Source organism: Caulobacter sp. GW821-FHT11A05 (assembly GCF_058809015.1).
Window position 1 is genome coordinate 134,588 of the sequence record NZ_JBXASF010000003.1, and the last position, 18,879, is coordinate 153,466.

Consider the following 18,879-nt stretch of genomic DNA (forward strand, 5'->3'; position numbering starts at 1 on the left):
TCGAGGACAAAAAGTGTGGCCGCCCAAAATGGTGATGGAATACTCACTATGAGCGCTGTTGCCGTTTACGGGTAACGGCGGTCATTCCTGGGCTGGACGGCCTTCGGCCTTCCGCCGGCGCTCCAACAGGCGTTCCGACCCATGCCCAGCTTCACCTCCCCGATAAACCTGTCCACCCTGTACGGGGCCACCGGCGACCGCGCCGCCAAGTCGGCAGCCTCGGCGGGCGACATCAGGAGCGACGGCTGCGACGACGTCATCGTCAGCGGCTACGGCCCGACATCAACGGCTCGAACGCCGGTGCCTGCTAGGTGGTATTCGGCCCATCCCGGCCGGAGCGCCGAGAGCCGGGCCCCGGGAGCGGTGCGCGCCAACTAGGAGGCCGCCGGCAATGCGCTGGCGGCCCCTGGGTCCCGGCTCAGCCCTTCGGACCGTCCGGGATGACGGTTTTGGGTGTTACTTCCCGCCCTTCGTCGCGGCGATGTAGTCGCCGACCACGTTCTCCAGCACCTTCAGCGGGGTGCCGCCCGACAGCAGCACCGCGTCGTGGAACTTGCGGATGTCGAACTTGGAGCCCAGCGCCTTCTTGGCCCGCGCCCGCTGCTCGAGGAAGGTGATCTTGCCGACCATGTAGCTGCAGGCCTGGCCGGGCCACACGCAGTAGCGTTCGATCTCAGTGATCGCCGCGCTCTCCTGGTCGCCGACGTTGTCGACCATGTACTTGACCGCCTGCTCGCGGCTCCAGCCCATGCTGTGCATGCCGCTGTCGACGACCAGCCGCACGGCGCGGAACATGGCGTCGTGGATCATGCCGACCTCGCCGACCGGGTCGCCCTTGTACATGCCCATCTCGACGGCCAGTTCCTCGGCATACAGAGCCCAGCCCTCGCTGTAGCCGGAGAAGCCGATCACCTTGCGGATCAGCGGCAGGTCGCCGGCCTCGTTGTTCAGCGCCAGCTGCAGGTGGTGGCCCGGAATCGCCTCGTGGTAGGTCAGGGTCGGCAGCAGGAACTTCGGCTGCTCGCCGCTGTCACGCAGGTTGATCCAGTAGATGCCCGGCCGCTTCCCATCGAGCGAGGGAGAGTTGTAGTAGCCGCCCGGCGCGCCGGCCTCGATGGCCTTGGGCACGCGGCGGATCTCAACAGGTGCCTTGGGCAGTTGCCCGAAATAGGCCGGCAGCTTGGGGGTGATGGCCTTGACCTGCTCGTTCAAGCTGACCAGCAGCGCTTCCTTGCCCTCGTCGGTGTTGGGCCAGTGCTGCTTGGGATCGGCGATCATGGCGGCGTAGCGCTCGCCGACCGTGCCCTTGCTGTAGCCGGCCTTCTTCATCAGCACATCGGCCTTGGCCCCCAGGCTCTTGACCATGTCCAGGCCCGTCTGGTGCACCTCGGCGGGGCTGATGTCGCTGGTCGTGTAGTTCTTCAGGGAGACGGCATAGTACTCATCGCCCTTGGGCAGGCGCTTGATGCCGGCGTCGTGGACGGCCTTGGGCTGCCAGCTCTTGACCAGCTCCAGCTGGCGCTCGAGCGCCGGGCGCACCTTCTCGTCGTAGAGGGCAGCGGCGACCTTGGCGTAGTCGCCCTTGATGTTCTTTTCCCCCACCCGGCGGACCAGCGAGGCGACCAGGGTGGTCTCGGCGGTCTTGGTGGCCAGGAAGGCCTCCATCTGGGTGACGGTCTTGCTCAGCACGAAGTCCGGCGGAATGACGCCCATGGCCGCGTCGCGGCGGCCGGTCTCGGCCTCGTTGTCGAGGTTGCGGCCGAAGCATTCCATCCGCGACAGGTAGGCGTCGGCGTCGTCGGCCGTTTCGATGCTGTGGGCGGTGTCGAGGAAGTCGGGCGTCGACTGATAGCTGCCGGTCAGCTGGCTCAGCACATAGGGGGCGCCCGAACCGCCGTTGTTATAAGCGAACTTCGAATTGCCCTCTTCCTGCACCGACAGCACGAAGTCGACGGTGTCGTAGTTGATGGCGTCCATGCCGGTCATCGCCTTGCGGTCGATGGCGTGCAGCTCGGCCAGCTGCTTGGTGTTCTGGGCGCGGTTCTCGGCCTGGGCGGTGGCCGACCCGTCCGACAGCAGGCTCTTGCTCCAGGCCATCGCCCCGTTGTCGATGCCCAGATAGGTCGGCAGCTCCGGCGAGCGCCGCATGGCCTCGTCCATCGAGCGGTCGAACATGGCGTACATCTTGGCGGCTTCGCCTGTCGGGGCGGCGGCATTAGCCAACCGCGGCACGGCGGCCATGGCGGCGAGCGCGGTGGCGGAGGCGAAGAGTTCGCGGCGGTTCATCATGGATGGCAGCTCCCCAGAGCGGTTTTGAACACGGGCGCGGCGCGCCGGATTTTGCTGGCCGACAGGGGTAAGCCGCCTGTCCCGCTGCGGCAACGGGCCGGGGGTTAAATCGGCGTAATGGGGGCGGGCGGCGATGACCGCCGCGTCCATTGCGCCGTCGGCCAGATTCCGCCTTCACAACCCTGCCCTGGCTTGGCATCTAACGTCCGCCGGTCGTTCCGGCGCTTGGGGGGATTTCCATGTTTCCGGCTTCTGTTGATCTGGCCGCGCTCGGCGCGTCCGAAGGCGTAACCATTCCTGGTGTCACCACCTCGGCCTATCTGGGGTGGTCGGTCGGCCCGGCCGGAGACATCAACGGCGACGGCCACGCCGACTTCATCCTCGGCTCGAACACCGCGACCGGCGTCGCCTATGTGGTGTTCGGCAGCGCTGCTGGCCTGCCGGCGACCATCGACCTCACGACCTTGAACGGAACCAACGGCTTCCGCCTGGACAGCCCCTTATCTGACAGCACCGGCGCCGAGGTCTGGGGCGGCGGTGACTTCAACGGCGACGGCGTCGACGACGTGATCGTCAGCGCCTATCCCGGCGGCGCCTACGTCCTGTTCGGCCGGACCGACGGTTTCACGCCCAGCGTCACCCTGGCGACCCTCGGCGGCTCGGACGGTTTTCGCATCACCGCCGCCGCGGGCTCCTTCAGCGCCGGCCGGGACGTCATGGTCCTTGGCGACGTCAACGGCGACGGCATCGACGATATCGCCGTCTCCGCGCCCTACGACTACAGCCCGGGCGACGGCATGATGTTCGGCCGCACCTATGTGGTCTTCGGCACGCAGTCGGCCATGCCCGCCTTCTTCTCGCTGGATGATCTCGACGGAACCAACGGCTTCGTCGTCACCGGCGACTTCGAGAGCTACCTTGGCTTCACCACCGCCGCCGGCGACATCAACGGCGACGGCATCAACGACATCGTCCTGAGCGCCAGCCAGGCTGACGCCGGCGGCGATCTTCGCGGCGAGGTCTTTGTCGTTTTCGGCCACGGCGCCGGCGACGCCTTCTCCGCAGGCCTGGCGACCAGCGACCTTGACGGGACAAACGGCTTCCGCATCCAGGGCGCCATCAATCGCAGCTACCTCGGATTTTCCGTCGCCGTCGCCGGCGACATCAACAACGACGGCTTTGACGACATCGTCGCCAGCAGTGGATACCAGGGCGCGGCGGTCATCCTCGGCGCCGCGACCTGGACGGCCAGCCTGAGCGTGGCCGACCTCGTCGGGACCAACGGCTTCCGCATCAGCGGTGTCGGCTCCACCGTTATCCAGACCGTCTCCTCGGCGGGGGATCTCAATGGCGACGGGTTCGACGACTTCGCCATCACCGGCCTACCCGACGGCGCCAGCGACACCCTGATCTTCGTCGTCTACGGACGGGCAGGTTTCGACCCCACACTCGACCTGCTGCTCCTCGACGGGACCGATGGCTTCGTCGTCAACGGGTTCGAAGCCTATGACGGGGCCGGTGACGGGATGGCATCTGTCGGTGACGTCAACGGCGACGGCATCGACGACCTGCTCATCGGCGCGGACCTGGCCGACTCCGGTGGCGTCTACAGCACCGGCGCCGCCTACATCCTCTACGGCCGCGTCGACCGCGCCGGGACCGCCGGCGACGACGTCCTGGCCGGCGGCTTCTCCAACGACAGCCTTTCAGGCGGCGGCGGCCGCGACACCCTCAACGGCCTGGCCGGAGACGATGAACTCAACGGTGGCGACCTGGGCGACCTGCTCAACGGCGGCGACGGGGCGGACGACCTGCTGGGTGGCGCGGGCGGCGACGTCCTCAACGGCGACGCCGGCGACGACGCGCTCGACGGCGGCGACGGCGGCGACAAGCTGAACGGCGGTCTGGGCGCCGACTCCCTGACCGGCGGCCTCGGCAACGACCGCTTCGACGGCGGTGACGACATCGACACCCTGACCGGCGGCGACGGCAACGACTACCTGGACGGCGGCGCGGGCGCCGACCTGATGACCGGCGGCCTGGGCAACGACATCTTCCTGGTCGACGACGCCAGCGACCAGGTCTTCGAAGCCGTGAATGGCGGCTACGACATCATCCGCACCGGCATCGGCATCGGCCAGTTGGACGACAACATCGAGGGCCTGGAACTGCAGGGGTCCGACGACCTGGAGGGCGAGGGCAACAGCCTGGCCAACAACATCCAGGGCAACGCCGGGGCCAACTGGCTGTACGGCCGGGCCGGAGTCGACACGATCAACGGCGGCGACGGCAACGACCACATCGTCGGCGACAACGGCAACGACCTGCTGCGCGGCGGCCTGGGCGGCGACGTCTTCCATGTGTTCGGCAACAGCTTCGGCGGCCCGTCGCTGGAGACCGACCAAGTCTACGACTTCTCGACCGCCGAGGGCGACATCATCGACCTGTCCCTGGCCTATGGCGGGACCTTCGCCCTGGTCTCCAGCTTCACCAAATCCGCCGGCCAGATGACCCTCTCGTTCGCGAGCGGGATCACCACCCTGCGGCTCGACGTCAACGGCGACGGCAAGGTCGACTACCAGATGAAGATCAACGGGGACGTCACCGAGGACAGTGGCGGCTGGACGCTCTGACGATCACCCGCTTTGGGTAAGCTTCATGAATTGGCAACACAGGTAAACAATTCTGCGTCCCGCAGCCGGCGCGATTTGCCCCGGTCTTTTGGGGACGTCTCGCCATGCCCGTTATCACCGGAACCAACGCCGCCGACACCATCGAAGCGCCGCCGGTCGTGCAGCCCTATACGATCTACGGCCTCGACGGGGACGACTTCATCGACGGCTATGTTGGCAATGACCTCATCTACGGCGGGGCTGGCGGCGACTTCATCACCGGCAGCAGCGGCGCCGACATCATCTACGGCGGGGCCGGCGAGGACGTCATCACCGGCGACGGCGGCAACGACACCCTCTACAGCGGCGACGGCAGCCCCGGCGCCGCTGAAAGCGGAACCATGTTGGGCGGGGCCGGCAACGACACGCTGATCGGCACGGGCGCCATGTACGGCGACGCCGGCAACGACACCTTCTACGTCCTGCCCGGCGGCGGTATCGTCAGCGGCGACGATGGCGCCGACATCATCTACGGCAACGGCGCGCTCATCATGGGCGGCGACGGCAACGACCGCATCTACATGAATGGCGACCTCGCCGAAGGCGGCGACGGCTCCGACACCTTCTACGTCGGGCCGGGCGGCTCCGGCGGCTTCATGTACGGGCAGCTCGGCAACGACGTCTACGTCTTCGAGGGCGGCGAAGGCCACGACGCCATGGAGGCGGTCAATGAAGGCTACGACATCGTCCGGACCGACTACGCCTACTCGCTGGACGACAATATCGAGGGATTGCAGCTGACCGGCAGCGCCAACATCGACGGCGGCGGCAACGACCTGGCCAACAACATCCAGGGCAACAGCGGCAACAACCGGCTGTACGGCAACGAGGGCGTCGACACCCTCAACGGCAATGACGGCGACGACCGCCTCTACGGTGACTCCGGCAACGACCTGCTTCGGGGCGGCGCGGGCGCCGACACCTTTGTCGCTTCGGGCTCGGTCAGCGCGACGATCGAGACCGACCAAGTCTACGACTTCTCGGTCGCCGAAGGCGATACGGTCGATGTTTCCACCGGCTACGTCCTGGTCTCGGCCTTCACCAAGGCGGCGGGCCAGATGACCCTGACCTTCGCCTCGGGCGTCACCACCCTGCGCATCGACACCACCGGCGACGGCAAGACCGACTATCAGATGAAGCTCAACGGCGACCTGACAGGCGACACCGGCTGGCTTGTCTAGCCGGGGCCGGCCTAGGCCGATGGCCCTTCGCTGACCACCTGGGCCGGCTTGTAGCGCTCGACGAGGCTGTCCAGCTCCTGGGCGCGGGTGGCCCCGGCGACGTTCAGGCGGACGTACAGCGCCTCGGCGCCCTTGTCCTTGGCGCCCTTCCAGGCCTTGGCGGCCGACTGCAGGCTGTTGGCCGCGCCGGCGCAGATGACTTCCAGCTCGCCGCCCTTGTCCCGCACACAGACGAAGTTGCCGGCCATGGCCGGCAACTCCTCAAGCCGGGTGTTGAGCCGGAAGCGGAGCGGGACGCCATCAGCGCCCTGGAGTTCAATATAGTCGTTCACGCGCTTCCTTTAGGCGGTGGCGCGTCCCATCGCCAGCACGATCGGAGGATCACCGGTCTGTGAGGCGAAACTAGGACCTGATCGGCGGGCTGGCGGCGGGGCCTCCGCCGCTTGGTAAGGTCTCGTAAACACCTGTGAACGACCTTCGATGACGCAAAATGGGGATTGGACCGGCGCCGGGCGTCCATCCGTCCGTCCCCCGGGGAAGAAACACCATGCCGACCATCACCGGAACCGCCGGCCATGACACCATTCAGCCGGTCGATCTCAATGTCGCCTACACCGTTTACGGCCTCGCCGGCTCTGACATCATCGAGACGGGCTACCTCGTCGATCTCCTCTACGGCGGCGACGGCGACGACTACCTCAATGCCCGCCCCGGCAATGACGCCCTCTATGGCGAAGCCGGCGACGACTACCTACGGGGCGGCCAGGGAAATGACGTCCTCTATGGCGGCGCGGGCGAGAACCAGCTGTACGGCGACGAGGGCAACGACGTCATCTACAGCGTCAACCTCACCGACAGCATCGACGGCGGCGACGGCGCCGACACGATCTGGAGTCCTGGCGGCTGGATCGACGGCGGCGAGGGCAACGACGTCATCCACGTGGGCCTGGATGGCGGCTGGGTCTATGGCGGCGGCGGCGCCGACGCCATCCACTCGGACGGCAACAGCTGGATCTTCGGAGACGACGGCAACGATCGCATCTATTCCGGCGCCCATGGCGGCGACATCGCCGAGGGCGGAGCCGGCGCCGACACCTTCTACGTCAGCGCCGGCGGCGGCCGGTTCCTCGGCGGCCTCGGCAACGACATCTACGTCATCCAGAACCAGGACACCCTGGATCTGATCGAACTGGCCAACGAGGGCTATGACATCGTCCGCTCCACCGCCACATTCGAACTCGTCGACAATGTCGAGGCCCTGCAGCTGGAGGGTTCGGCCAACGTCAACGGCCACGGCAACGGCCTGGCCAACAACATCCAGGGCAACGCTGGCGACAACCGCCTCTACGGCGAGGCCGGCTCCGACACCCTCAACGGCGGCGACGGCGACGACATCATCCTCGGCGGGCTGAACAACGACCTGCTGCGCGGCGGCGCCGGCGCCGACATCTTCCGCATCGACAACAACAGCGCGACGGCCGCGACGCTGGAGACCGACACCGTCTACGACTTCAGCACCGCCGAGGGCGACATCGTCGATATCTCGAACCTGATTTCCGGCGACGCCGACGGCGCCTTCTCGCTGGTCGCCGCCTTCAGCAAGACGGCAGGCGAGATGACCCTGACCTTCGCCTCGGGCATCACCACCCTGCGCCTCGACAACGACGGCGACGGCAAGGTCGACTACCAGATGAAAATCAACGGCGACGTCACCGGCGACAGCGCCGGCTGGCTGCTCTGAGGCGGCGCTGACGCCCGTTCTGGGGATTTGCGCGACGCCCGGTCGCGCGGCGCGCGGTCACGGTCCCCTGCCCCGCGCTAACGACTAGGGTGGCCTCGCCTCAAAGCGGCCTCTGGATCGGCAGAGACGGCGTCGCGCCCGCATCAAGCGCCCGCCACCTTTCGGTGACAGTCACGCTGCGCGAGACAGTCACCGGGCTCTTAAGCCGCAATCTGCTGCTTCACCCGTTCGGCCAGGGTCTTGATGTCGATCGGCTTGGGCAGAAACGACACCCCTTCCTCGCCTTCCAGCAGATCGCTGAACTCGGCCTCGGCATAGCCGCTGATGAACATCACCGGCGCGTCGCCCAGATAGCCGCGCGCCTTCTTCAACAGCGTCGGTCCGTCCATGCCCGGCATGATCACGTCGCTGATCAACAGGTCGATGGTGCCGGCGTGCTCGATGCACAGCTCCAGGGCCTCCTCGCCGTCGGCCGCCTCGATGACCTCGTAGCCGCGCGCCCGCAGCAGCCGGGCGGCCACCCCGCGCACGGCGTCCTCGTCCTCGACGAACAGGATGCGGCCGACGCCCGACAGGTCGCGGGCCGGCTGGCGAACCGGCTTGGCGGCCTCGACGACCGGCAGAGCCCCGGCGACCGGCACATGCACCGGCAGGAAGATGCGGAACACCGCCCCCTGCCCCGGCTCGCTCTCGACATGGATCCAGCCGTCCGACTGCTTGACGATGCCATAGACGGTGGCCAGCCCCAGGCCCGTGCCCTCGCCGACCGGCTTGGTGGTGAAGAAGGGGTCGAAGATCTTGCCGACCACCTCGGGCGGAATCCCCGGGCCGTCGTCGCTGACCTCGATCAGGGCCATATCGCCCATCGGCAGGCCGGCATAGCCCAGGTTGGCGGCCTCGACATGGGTCACCCGGGCCGTGCGGATACGCACCACCCCGCCGCTGCCCGCCGCCCGCACCGCGTCGCGGGCGTTGACGGCCAGGTTCATCACCGCCGTCTCCAGCTGGCTCTTGTCGGCTCTGACCAGCGGCAGGTTGCGGCCATACTCGGTGACCAGCTTGACGTCCTCGCGCAGCAGCCGGCGCAGCAGCACCTCGAACTCGCTGATCAGCTCGCCCAGCTCCAGCACCTCGCGCTGCACCGTCTGCTTGCGGCTGAAGGCCAGCAGCTTGCGCACCAGGTCGGCGGCGCGAACCCCCGTCTGGCGGATCTCGTTGAGCCCGTCATACGACGGATCGCCCAGCGGATGGCGCTGCAACAGCTCGTCCAGCCGCAGCTGGATGGCGGTCAAGAGGTTGTTGAAATCGTGGGCCACGCCGCCGGCCAGCTGGCCGATGGCCTGCATCTTCTGGGCCTGGGCCAGCTGCAGCTCGATCTGCTTCTGCTCGGAGACGTCGACCAGATAGGCGGTCAGCCGCCCGCCCTGGCGGTTCAGGTAGAGGTGCCCGATGCGGGCGTTGTCGTGCGCCAGCCGCACCTCGAACGGCCCGGCCCGGCCCTCGGCGGCGCCCAGACCAGCGTCGAGCCGCGAGCTCTCGGCCACCAGCTCGCCGAACACCAGGCCCGGCTTGGCCGCCCCGCCGGTGATGTCGCCCAGGGCCGTGTTGGCCTCGACGATCTTCGCCGTGAACACATCGGCCCCGTCCAGCAGCGCCGCGCCGAACGGCGAGGCAGCGGCCAGCGCGTCCAGCCCCGCCTCGTCGGCGGTCGGAATGGCCAGAGCCTTCGCGCTGACCTCGCTCGGCGGCGCGGCCAGGGTCCGCACCGGCGCCAGCCGCAGCAGGAAGCGGCCCGGGCCCAGCGGCGCGACGGTCAGGTCGCGGTCGCCCTCCTTCAGCTTCAGCGAGGTATGGGCCGGCAACCCGCGGCGGGCGCGGTTGAAGGCGCCGTACAGCCCGGCCGCCTGACCGTTGCGCGGCAGCCGTCCGCCCGCGCCCAGCTCGGCGGCCCAGTGCTCGTTGGCGGCGATCACCTTGCCGTCCAGCCCGGCCACGGCCGCCGCCTCCGGCAGCGCCTCGACCATGGCCTCCAGCACCGGCGTGTCGTCGACCTCGTTCGGCGTCCCCGAGGCCCGGAAGGCCAGCAGGCCCAGGCAGGCCACGCCCGCCAAGCCGATCAGCAACAGCAGCCCGGCCAGGGTCTCGACCCCGGCTTCAAGGGCCGGATAGGCCGCGAACCCCACCGCCAGCACGAAGAACACCGCGGCCGAACCCACCAGGGGATCGAACCGGAACTTCTTCTTCTCGCTCATGTCGCCACGGGCCATCGGCTCCTTGGGGGTCAGCGTCGAATCACTCATTGGGGAGGATACTCGTTAATGGAACCGACCCCGAATCGGGGAGCGGAGCGCCCAGCGCGGAGCCCTTCTCCCGCTGCGGAGCGCACAGCGCGCAGCCCTTCTCCCGCTGCGGAGCGCGCAGCGCGGAGCCCTTCTCCCGCTCGTCGGGAGAAGGTGGCGGCCGAAGGCCGTCGGATGAGGGCAGCGCCAGCTTCGGCAAGCTGAGGCACGTTCTGGCGCGGGTAGCGCCGACGGTTTTCATGGCCCGCAGGACAAGCCGGCGCTGCCCTCATCCGACCGCTTCGCGGCCACCTTCTCCCGGCAAGCGGGAGAAGGAACGCGGTTGAAATACTCATCGCAGCGTCGTCGCCCGCGACGCCTTCTGGCTCATCACGAACCCGATGATCTTGGCCACCGCCTGATAGTGCGCCTCGGGGATCGCCTTATCGACCTCGGTCGTCGCGAACAGCGCCCGGGCCAGCGGCGGATCCTCGATGATCGCCACCCCGGCCTCCTCGGCCACCGCCCGGATCCGCAGCGCCAGCTCGTCCACCCCCTTGGCCACGCATTCCGGCGCCGCCGTCTCCCCCTGCACGTAGCGCAGCGCCACGGCGTAGTGGGTCGGGTTCATCACCACCACCGTGGCGGTCGGCACGTTCTGCATCATCCGCCGGCGCGAGACCTCCATCTGCATCTGCTTGCGCTTGGCCTTCACATGCGGGTCGCCGTCCGACTGCTTGTACTCGTCCTTCAGTTCCTCGCGGCTCATCCGCATGCGCTTCATGAAGCGCGCGCGCTGCCACAGCCAGTCGGCCCCCGCCGTCACCAGCAGGAAGCACAGCACCGCGAAGAACAGCGCCTTGGTCAGCGCCATGGTGGCCGGCAGGATGGCCGCCGGGTCGGCCGCGGCCAGCCCCTGCAGCTCGTGGGCATGGGGTTTCAGCACCATCCAGGCCACCGCCCCGGTGACCAGGATCTTCAGCGTGCTCTTGAGGAACTGCACCCAGCCGTCCGGCCCGAAGATGCGCTTGAAGCCCTCCAGCGGGCTGACCTTCTTGAGGTCCGGCTTCATCTTCTCGGCGGTGAACAGCAGGCCGTGCTGCACCACATTGCCGGCGATGCCGGCGATGCCGGCCGCCACCATCACCGCCATCAGCGCCGGCATCCCGGCCATGATCGCCTGCTGAGCGATGCCCACCCCGCCGTTGCCCGACAGGTCCATCGCCTCCGGGTGGGAGATGAACGGCAACAGCTTGGCGGTCATGTCGGTCGACAGCCAGCCGCCGCCGATCAGGATCACCCCGGCCACGGCGGCCAGACTGAACAGCTGCGGCAGGTCCGGGGTCTTGGCGACGTCGCCCTTCTTGCGGGCTTCCTCGAGTTTCCTCGGTGTTGGCTCTTCTGTCTTCGAGGAGGCTTCATCGTCCGCCATGGATCAGCCTCCCGTGCCGGCAAATGTGCCGATAAGCTCGCGGTAGCGGCCCACCCACACCGTGCCGACCACGCCCAGGCTGAGGGCGAACAGGGACAGGCCGAAGATCACCGCCAGCGGCGAGGTGACGAAATAGATCTGGAACTGCGGCATGATCCGCCCGACCAGCCCGGCCGCCAGGTTGAAGATCAGCGAAAACACGATCACCGGCGCCGCCAGCTGGATGCCAAGCGCGAAACTGCCGGCCACGGTGCGCACGGCCAGACTGGCCGCGTCGCCGACCGGAACGCCGGCCTTGCCCAGCGGAAACAGCTCGTAGCTGTTGACCATGGCCCCGATGAACAGATGGTGCAGGTCGGTGGTCATGATCAGCACCACCCCGATCAGGCTCAGGAAGGTCGACAGGGTGGCGTTGGGCTGGCCCAGCATCGGGTTGGCGGTCTGGGCGAAGCCGAGCGTGGTCTGGATCGACACAACCTCCCCCGCCGTGGCCAGGGCCGACAGGAACAGCCGCATCATCATGCCGATGGTCAGGCCGATGAGCACCTCGCGGATCACCTGCAGCCCCATGTCGCCCATGGTCGCCGGCACGAAGACGTTGCGGGCCGCCAGCGGCGCCAGCACCAGGCACATCAGCAGCGCGAAGCTCAGGCGGATGCGCGGCGGCACGCTCTGCTCGCCGATCCCCGGCAGCAGCATCACCAGCGCCCCGACCCGGGCGAAAATCAGCCCGGCGGCATAGACCTGGGTTGCGGTGGCGTAGGCTTCCACCTGCGTCCTTACATGCCGGCGATGCGGGCGGCGATACCGTTGAAGAAGCCGCTCATCAGCGCGCCCATCAGCGGCAGGAACAGCAGCAGGGAGACGAAGATGGCGACGATCTTGGGCGCGTAGACCAGGGTCGCTTCCTGGATCTGCGTCAGCGCCTGCATCAGCCCGATGCCGACCCCGACGACCAGACCGACGATCAGCACGGGCGCCGACAGCTGGATGGTCAGCCAGATGGCGTCGCGACCGACGTCGAGAACCTCAGCGCCGTTCATGGAAATACCTCACGCGTGGAATCGGGAACGAGCGTGAGATTTGCCGCAGTATGGTTAACGGGTGTTTACGGACCGGCGCCACCATGCATAACATCGCAATCTGAAACGCCTCAGCGTTGCATCTCCGGGGGGAGCACACATGGCCATCACCTTCACCATCCGCACGGACGGTTCGCCGCAAAAATTCAAGACGAAGTGGTTCGCCAAACGCGACGGTTCGGCGGAGCCCGAGTTTCTCGTCGGCCAGACCGTTTCGTTCAATGACGGCGACGGCGCCCATCGCGGCCTCTATCAGACCCGCGTCATGGATCAGATTCCGGCGCTCTTCTACGACCGCGCGGAAGCCTTCAAAACGCTCGGGCTCTGGGCGCATTTCATCTGGCCGTCCGTCGTCGCCGAGGGCGGCGGCCATCATCTGATCGTCAACACCTACGACCGCGCGGCGTTCACGTTCGGATTCTATCAACTGGCCGCCCACACCCCGGGCGACAATCTCATCCTGTTGTTCCGTGAACTGCTGTCCCTGCCAAAGGCGGCCGACTATTTCCCGGACCTGTCGCTGAGGAACGGAAAGGTGCATCGGACCGAAGGGACCTCGACCTATTCGCTCGAGACCGTCACGGCGGTCCATCGGCCAAACGGGAAGGTCGAGAACCAGATCGTCGGCTTCATGACCTATCTCAATCCTGACACGCTCAACGCGGGCGACGCCGAGGCGCTGAATGCCGCCAAGCTCATGCATTGGCTCATCAACGATCCAAGAGCGGTTGAAGCTTCCGTCAAGACCGCATTCTCGATCATGCGCCGAAAGATCAAGTCGGCGGCTACGAACTACAGCCTGAAAGGCAAGGATCCGCGTCTGGCGATCTGGGTCTCCGACATCGTCCACCAAGGCCGTGGATCCAAGGACCAGATCAAGGCGGCGCTGGCCAAGCCGGCGCTCGCGGACAAGCTGGCCGCCCTGCATCTCATCGGGAGCGGCAACCCGGACTACACCGGACGCCGCAACACGGTGAAAGCCAAGATCGCGGTTCTGACGGCCGAAAAGGTCTTCGACGGCGTCAACCTCGGCGACGCCGCGCTATCCTTGGACTAGCGAGGCCCCCTCACAACATCGGGTCCTCGCGTTGCGACCAATCACCGCTTATGCTCCCCAGCGTGGGGCATGCCGCGCCCCGTCGCCTGACCCGAGACCATGTTACTCATCGCCTGCGCCGTGGTTCTGCTCCTTGTAGTGCTCAACGGCGTCTTCGCCATGTCGGAACTGGCGGTCGTCTCCTCCCGCAAGGCCAAGCTTCAGTCCCGCGCCGAGAAGGGCGACGAGGGCGCCGCCGAGGCGCTGCGGCTGGCCGAGGACCCGACGCGCTTCCTGTCGGCCGTGCAGGTCGGCATCACCCTGATCGGCATCCTGGCCGGCGCCTACGGCCAGGCGACCATCGCCGGCGAGCTGGCCAAGACCTTCGCGGGCATCCCGGCCATCGCCGACTACAGCCACGTCATCGCCACCGGCATCGTCGTGGTGCTGCTGACCTACTTCTCCCTGGTGCTCGGCGAGCTGGCCCCCAAGCGTTTCGCGATGATCTATCCGGAGACCATCGCCGGCATCGTCGCCCGGCCGCTGTCGCTGATGGCCAAGGCCATGCACCCCTTCGTCAGCCTTCTGACCATCTCAACGGCCGGCCTCCTTCGCCTGATGGGCGTCAAGGACAACAGCGGCGAGGCCATCACCCAGGAGGAGGTCGAGACCGTCCTGGCCGAGGGCGCCAACGCCGGCCTGATCGAGCCCGAGGAACAGACGATCATCGCCGAAGTCATGCGGCTGGGCGACCGCCCGATCCGCGTCGCCATGACCCCTCGCAAGGACGTCTACTGGATCAGCCTGGCCGACAGCGAAGAGACCCTGAAGACCGAGATCCGCGCCTGCCCCTACAGCCGCATCGTCGTCGCCGAGGGCATGGACATCGACGAGCCCCGGGGCATCGTCCACAAGAAGAGCCTGCTCGACCGCATCCTCGACGGCGGGGCGCTGGACCTCGAATCCCTGGTCGTCGTCCCCCTCTACATCCCCGAGACCACGACGGTCCTGAAAGCCCTCGAACTCTTCAAGCAGACGCCGCACCACATGGCCCTGGTGGTCAACGAGTTCGGCGCCCTGGAGGGCGTGGTCACCGCCATCGACATCCTCGAGATGATCGCCGGCGACTTCCCCGAGAGCCACGACGAGGATGCCCCCAAGTCGATCCTGCAGCGCGAGGACGGCAGCTTCCTGGTCGACGGCCGCGCCGACCTCGACGACCTCAACAAGGACCTGGGCCTCAACCTCGACGACGACGGCGGCTTCCACACCGCCGCCGGCCTGGTGCTGCAGCGGCTGGGCCACCTGCCCAAGGAGGGCGAGACCCTCTCCTACGGCGGCTACCGCATCGAGATCGTCGACATGGACGAGCGGCGCATCGACAAGCTCCTCTTCAAGAAGCTGCCGGCCAAGCCCAAGCCGAAAACGGAATGATCCGGCCATACCCGGTATTGGAAAAGGCGCTGACCGACCTGGCGTTCGCGCCGGGTAAGAATGGTCCGCCGTTGATCGGGGTGTCGGGCGTCCAGGGGTCGGGCAAGACCACGCTGGTGACGGCCGTCGCCGAGGCGATCGGGGCGGCGCACCTGTCGCTGGACGATGTCTACCTCACCGCCCATGAACGCCTGTCGCTGTCGCAACGCCAACATAACCTTTTCGCTACCCGAGGCGTACCCGGCACCCATGATATACCCATGCTTTTGACGGTCTTGGACGCCCTGGCGGCGGCCGGTCCGGACAGCCGTACGCCCCTGCCCGCCTTCGACAAACTGGCCGACGACCGCTTGCCGCCGGAGGCCTGGCCGGTCTTCGAGGGCCGCCCTACCGCCATCCTGATCGAAGGCTGGTGCCTCGGCGCGACGCCGCAAACCCCTGAAATGCTTGAGACTCCCGTCAACGCCCTCGAACGCGACGAGGACCCGGACGGCCTCTGGCGGACGGCGGTAAACCGCTTCCTGGCTGGCCCCTATGCTACAATGTTTGGCCGCTTCGATAAGCTCATGCACCTCCTCGCCCCCGATTTCGAGATCGTCGAACGCTGGCGCGGCGAGCAGCAGGCGGGACTTCTCGGCCGCGCCATGACAGACGAGGAAACCACGGCCCTGCACCGGTTCATCCAGCACTACGAGCGCCTCACCCGCCACATGCTGGCCGGCGGCCGGCTGCCGGGTGTTTCGATCCAGCTGGACGCTGATCGCCGCCCCGTGGGCGCGCCCGTGGAATCCCGTTAGCGTCGCCGGATGAACGAGCTCGCCCGCCTCATCCTGACCCTGGCCCTGGCCGGCACGGCGGTGACCTTCCTGGGCAGCCTGATCGTCTGGGCGACCAATGAGGAGCGCCGCATCGGGGCCGCCCTCAGGCGGGTGCTGAACGGCGCCTCGGAAGCCACCCTGATCGCCCGCGGCCGCGGCCGCGGGGCCGGGCTGTCGGTGACCACCGGCCTGTTCGCCACCGCCTGGGACAAGGGCGACTGGTGCATGGTCTACCGCCTGGACGAGGTCACCGGCGCCGAACTCCTCATCGACGGCGAGGTCGCCGCCCGTGTCTTCCGGGGCGAGCCCCGCAAGGCCCTCGACCGGGTGCCGGCCACCGCCCGCGAGGTCACCCTGCGCCTGGTCTTCGACGACCCCCGCTACCCCGACTTCGACCTTGAACTGTGGACCGCCGGCGACGAGACCCGCCGCGACGCCCCTACCGCCGCCGCCTGCGCCCAGGCCGCCAACCAGTGGCTGGCCCGCGTCGAGGCCATCGTGCGGCGTCCCCGCTCCGCCCCCGTCGTCTCGGCCTCGCCGCCGCCGCCCGCCCCCAAGGTCGCCAAGCGCCCGCCGCCGCCTCCCCCGCCTGAAGACGAAGCCCCGCCCTGGGACGACGATGAGGACGAGGACGATCTCGACCCCGACCTGTTCGACGCCGACTACGACGACGACCGCGAACGACATAATTGACAGCGTAAATAATAGAGCGCACCTTCCCGCCAACCCACGGGAGGCCCCGCCATGTCGATGCTGATCGCCGCCGCCGCTGTCTTCGTCCTGATCCACCTGCTGGTCTCCGGCACCCGCCTGCGCGGCGCCCTGGTCGGGGTGGTCGGCGAGCCTGCCTACATGGGCCTCTTCTCCCTCGCCTCGCTGGGCGTCATCGTCTGGCTGAGCCTGGCCTACGGCGCCGCCCGGGGCGCCGGCCCGGTCCTCTGGAGCGTGCCCGAGGCCGCCCGCTGGGCCCAGGCCGGCATCCAGCTGCTGGCCCTGCTGTTCGTCGTCCCCGGCCTGCTGACGCCCAACCCGACCAGCGTCAAACAGGAGGGCGCGGTCGAGCGGCCCGTCGCCGGCATGCTGCGCATCACCCGCCACCCCTTCCTCTGGGGCGTGGTCATCTGGGCGCTCGGCCACTTGGCTCTCAACGGTGACGCCCCCAGCCTGATCCTGTTCGGCTCCATGGCCGTGCTCGGCGTCTTCGGGACCTACAGCATCGACGCCAAGCGCAAGGCGGCCCTCGGCGCCCCCTACGAGGCCTTCATGGCCCAGACCGCCAACATCCCCTTCGCGGCGGTCGTCCAGGGCCGCCAACCGCTGCGCCTGCTGGAGATCGGCTGGTGGCGGCTGTTGCTGGCGATCGTGATCTGGGCCGCCCTGATGTGGGGCCACGGCCTGGCGTTCGGGGTCAGCGCCCTGCCCGGCTAGAGCGCCCCCTCGACCGCCGCCTTGATCTCCGGATCGAGCGGGTCGGTGCGCGGCCCGAAGACGTTGACCAGCTTGCCGTCCTTGCCGACCAGCAGCTTGTGGAAGTTCCACACCGGCTCGGCCGGCTCGCCGACCTGTTCGACGGCCCATTTGTAGAAGGGATGGGCGTCGTCGCCCTTGACGTCGACCTTGCCGGTCATCGGGAAATCGATGCCGAAGTTGGTGCGGCAGAACTCGCTGATCTCCGCCTCGGTGCCCGGCTCCTGGCCCATGAACTGGTTGCAGGGCACGCCAAGCACGACAAAGCCCTTGTCGCGGTACTCGGCGTACAGCTTCTCCAGCCCGTCGTACTGCGGGGTGAGACCACACTTGCTGGCCACGTTGACCACCAGCACCGGGTGGTCCCTGAAGGTCGTCATCGGCAGCGGCTGGCCGTCGATGGCGGTGAACTCGAAGTCCCAGGCGTTGGTCATGGCGCGCTCCTCATTTGATCGAACCATGGCGCCGTTTGAGACCATGGCAACTATGACGTGGCGTCAGAACCCCGCCGCCTGTTCCACCGCCAGCCCCAGGTCCAGCGCCCGGGCCGCCTCCTCGCCGGTCACCACCGGCCGCGGCGACCGGCCGAGCACGGCATTGACGAAGCCCTGCACGCTGGTCCCCAGCGGGTCGCGGCCGGCCGGGGTCTCGGTGAAGGCCTCGTTGAGCGGGAAGCCCGTGCCGTTGTGGAAGGCGCGGGTGACGAAGTCGATCTCCAGCACCCCCGAGGGATAGACAATCCGCATCGTCCGCTCCCGCGCCGCCGCGTTGCGGGCGGCGGTGAACACGGCGGTGAAGCCGTCCTCGAAGGTCGCCTCGCCCGTGATCTCGTCGGCGTCGCCCTCGGCCTCGACGGTGAAGGGCTCCGCATCGGTCAGCGCCAGGGCCAGGTCGATGTCGTGGATCATCAGGTCCAGCACCACCGACACGTCCTTGCTGCGGATCGACGGCGTGCCCTTGCGCACCGCCTCCAGCCGCAGGGGCTTTTCGGGGATGTCGAGCAGGCCCATGGCCTGGCTGACCACCCGCTCCTGGTGGCCGCAGGCCAGCACCAGCCCGGCCCTGGTCGCCGTGGAGATCAGCCGGTCGGCGTCCTCCAGGGTCGTGGCCAGCGGCTTTTCGACATAGACCGGCTTGCCGGCGTTCAGGCACTGCAGCGCCAGCCGGGTGTGGGTCGTGGCCGGCGTCGCCACCGTCACGATGTCGGCGACCTTCAACAGGTCGTCGAGATCGCCATAGGCTTCCGCGCCATACTGATTGGCCATGTCGAAGCAGCGTTCGGGATGCAGGTCGTAGATGCCGACCAGTTCGATCCCGTCCATCTCGGCGTATTTGCGCGCATGGTAGCCGCCGAACACGCCCGAACCGACAACACCGGCTTTGAGAAGTTTGCTCATGCCCGGCGGTTTAGCGCAGTTCGCGGCTTTCGCGAACGCTGAAGAGCGCCT

16 protein-coding genes and 1 pseudogene are annotated in these 18,879 nt (G+C 67.8%); 9 read left to right on the plus strand and 8 right to left on the minus strand.

Annotated features, from left to right (window positions below):
- Positions 1–300 precede the first annotated feature (300 nt).
- Positions 301–487 (plus strand): annotated as a pseudogene (locus tag AC1RSK_RS06605) (hypothetical protein).
- Here the strand turns inward: AC1RSK_RS06605 and AC1RSK_RS06610 are convergent.
- Entirely contained in the window at positions 457–2,289 is a 1,833-nt protein-coding gene (locus tag AC1RSK_RS06610) for a DUF885 domain-containing protein (RefSeq protein ID WP_492906675.1), read from the minus strand. The pseudogene AC1RSK_RS06605 and the gene AC1RSK_RS06610 overlap by 31 nt on opposite strands.
- Before the next feature lie 239 nt (positions 2,290–2,528).
- Between AC1RSK_RS06610 and AC1RSK_RS06615 the strand changes: the two genes are divergently transcribed.
- Both AC1RSK_RS06615 and AC1RSK_RS06620 read left to right on the plus strand, forming a co-directional pair.
- Complete coding sequence (locus tag AC1RSK_RS06615) at positions 2,529–4,922, plus strand: hypothetical protein (RefSeq protein ID WP_492906677.1); 2,394 nt, start codon at positions 2,529–2,531, stop codon at positions 4,920–4,922.
- A 104-nt stretch (positions 4,923–5,026) separates the two neighbouring features.
- On the plus strand, positions 5,027–6,142 hold the full coding sequence (locus tag AC1RSK_RS06620) for a calcium-binding protein (protein ID WP_492906679.1): 1,116 nt from the start codon (positions 5,027–5,029) through the stop codon (positions 6,140–6,142).
- Positions 6,143–6,153: 11 nt separating this feature from the next.
- Here AC1RSK_RS06620 and AC1RSK_RS06625 read toward each other — a convergent pair whose 3' ends face one another.
- A complete protein-coding gene (locus tag AC1RSK_RS06625) occupies positions 6,154–6,474 on the minus strand; it encodes a hypothetical protein (protein WP_492906680.1) in 321 nt (106 codons plus the stop codon).
- Between the two features lie 215 nt (positions 6,475–6,689).
- Between AC1RSK_RS06625 and AC1RSK_RS06630 the strand changes: the two genes are divergently transcribed.
- Entirely contained in the window at positions 6,690–7,883 is a 1,194-nt protein-coding gene (locus AC1RSK_RS06630; protein WP_492906682.1) for a calcium-binding protein, read from the plus strand.
- A gap of 200 nt (positions 7,884–8,083) precedes the next feature.
- Here the strand turns inward: AC1RSK_RS06630 and cckA are convergent, their stop codons facing one another.
- The 4 genes from cckA to fliQ all read right to left on the minus strand — a co-directional run bounded on the left by cckA (position 8,084) and on the right by fliQ (position 12,637).
- A complete protein-coding gene (gene cckA, locus AC1RSK_RS06635; protein WP_492906873.1) occupies positions 8,084–10,150 on the minus strand; it encodes a cell cycle histidine kinase CckA in 2,067 nt (688 codons plus the stop codon).
- A gap of 364 nt (positions 10,151–10,514) precedes the next feature.
- Positions 10,515–11,594 carry a flagellar biosynthesis protein FlhB gene (gene flhB / locus AC1RSK_RS06640; RefSeq protein WP_492906684.1) on the minus strand — a complete coding sequence of 360 codons (1,080 nt, stop codon included), beginning with the start codon at positions 11,592–11,594 and terminating at the stop codon, positions 10,515–10,517.
- Positions 11,595–11,597: 3 nt separating this feature from the next.
- Positions 11,598–12,365: a flagellar biosynthetic protein FliR gene (fliR, locus tag AC1RSK_RS06645; RefSeq protein WP_492906686.1), complete on the minus strand. Its 768-nt coding sequence runs from the start codon at positions 12,363–12,365 to the stop codon at positions 11,598–11,600.
- 8 nt (positions 12,366–12,373) lie between these two features.
- On the minus strand, positions 12,374–12,637 hold the full coding sequence (gene fliQ / locus AC1RSK_RS06650; RefSeq protein WP_492906688.1) for a flagellar biosynthesis protein FliQ: 264 nt from the start codon (positions 12,635–12,637) through the stop codon (positions 12,374–12,376).
- A gap of 139 nt (positions 12,638–12,776) precedes the next feature.
- Between fliQ and AC1RSK_RS06655 the strand changes: the two genes are divergently transcribed.
- From AC1RSK_RS06655 to AC1RSK_RS06675, 5 genes are all read left to right on the plus strand, one after another.
- The gene (locus AC1RSK_RS06655; RefSeq protein ID WP_492906690.1) at positions 12,777–13,733 is read left to right on the plus strand and encodes a hypothetical protein; all 957 of its coding nucleotides are present in this window, start codon (positions 12,777–12,779) and stop codon (positions 13,731–13,733) included.
- Between the two features lie 99 nt (positions 13,734–13,832).
- Positions 13,833–15,146 carry a hemolysin family protein gene (locus AC1RSK_RS06660; RefSeq protein WP_492906692.1) on the plus strand — a complete coding sequence of 438 codons (1,314 nt, stop codon included), beginning with the start codon at positions 13,833–13,835 and terminating at the stop codon, positions 15,144–15,146.
- 17 nt (positions 15,147–15,163) lie between these two features.
- The gene (locus AC1RSK_RS06665) at positions 15,164–15,943 is read left to right on the plus strand and encodes a kinase (RefSeq protein ID WP_492906694.1); all 780 of its coding nucleotides are present in this window, start codon (positions 15,164–15,166) and stop codon (positions 15,941–15,943) included.
- A 9-nt stretch (positions 15,944–15,952) separates the two neighbouring features.
- Positions 15,953–16,657 carry a hypothetical protein gene (locus AC1RSK_RS06670; RefSeq protein ID WP_492906696.1) on the plus strand — a complete coding sequence of 235 codons (705 nt, stop codon included), beginning with the start codon at positions 15,953–15,955 and terminating at the stop codon, positions 16,655–16,657.
- A 51-nt stretch (positions 16,658–16,708) separates the two neighbouring features.
- The gene (locus AC1RSK_RS06675) at positions 16,709–17,392 is read left to right on the plus strand and encodes an NnrU family protein (RefSeq protein ID WP_492906698.1); all 684 of its coding nucleotides are present in this window, start codon (positions 16,709–16,711) and stop codon (positions 17,390–17,392) included.
- Here the strand turns inward: AC1RSK_RS06675 and AC1RSK_RS06680 are convergent.
- Together AC1RSK_RS06680 and AC1RSK_RS06685 are read right to left on the minus strand one after the other, a co-directional pair.
- Positions 17,389–17,865 (minus strand): glutathione peroxidase, encoded by a 477-nt coding sequence (locus AC1RSK_RS06680; RefSeq protein ID WP_492906699.1) that lies wholly within the window; start codon positions 17,863–17,865, stop codon positions 17,389–17,391. The two genes, AC1RSK_RS06675 and AC1RSK_RS06680, sit on opposite strands and share 4 nt — an antisense overlap.
- Before the next feature lie 63 nt (positions 17,866–17,928).
- Positions 17,929–18,828 (minus strand): Gfo/Idh/MocA family protein, encoded by a 900-nt coding sequence (locus AC1RSK_RS06685; RefSeq protein ID WP_492906701.1) that lies wholly within the window; start codon positions 18,826–18,828, stop codon positions 17,929–17,931.
- Positions 18,829–18,879: the final 51 nt, after the last annotated feature.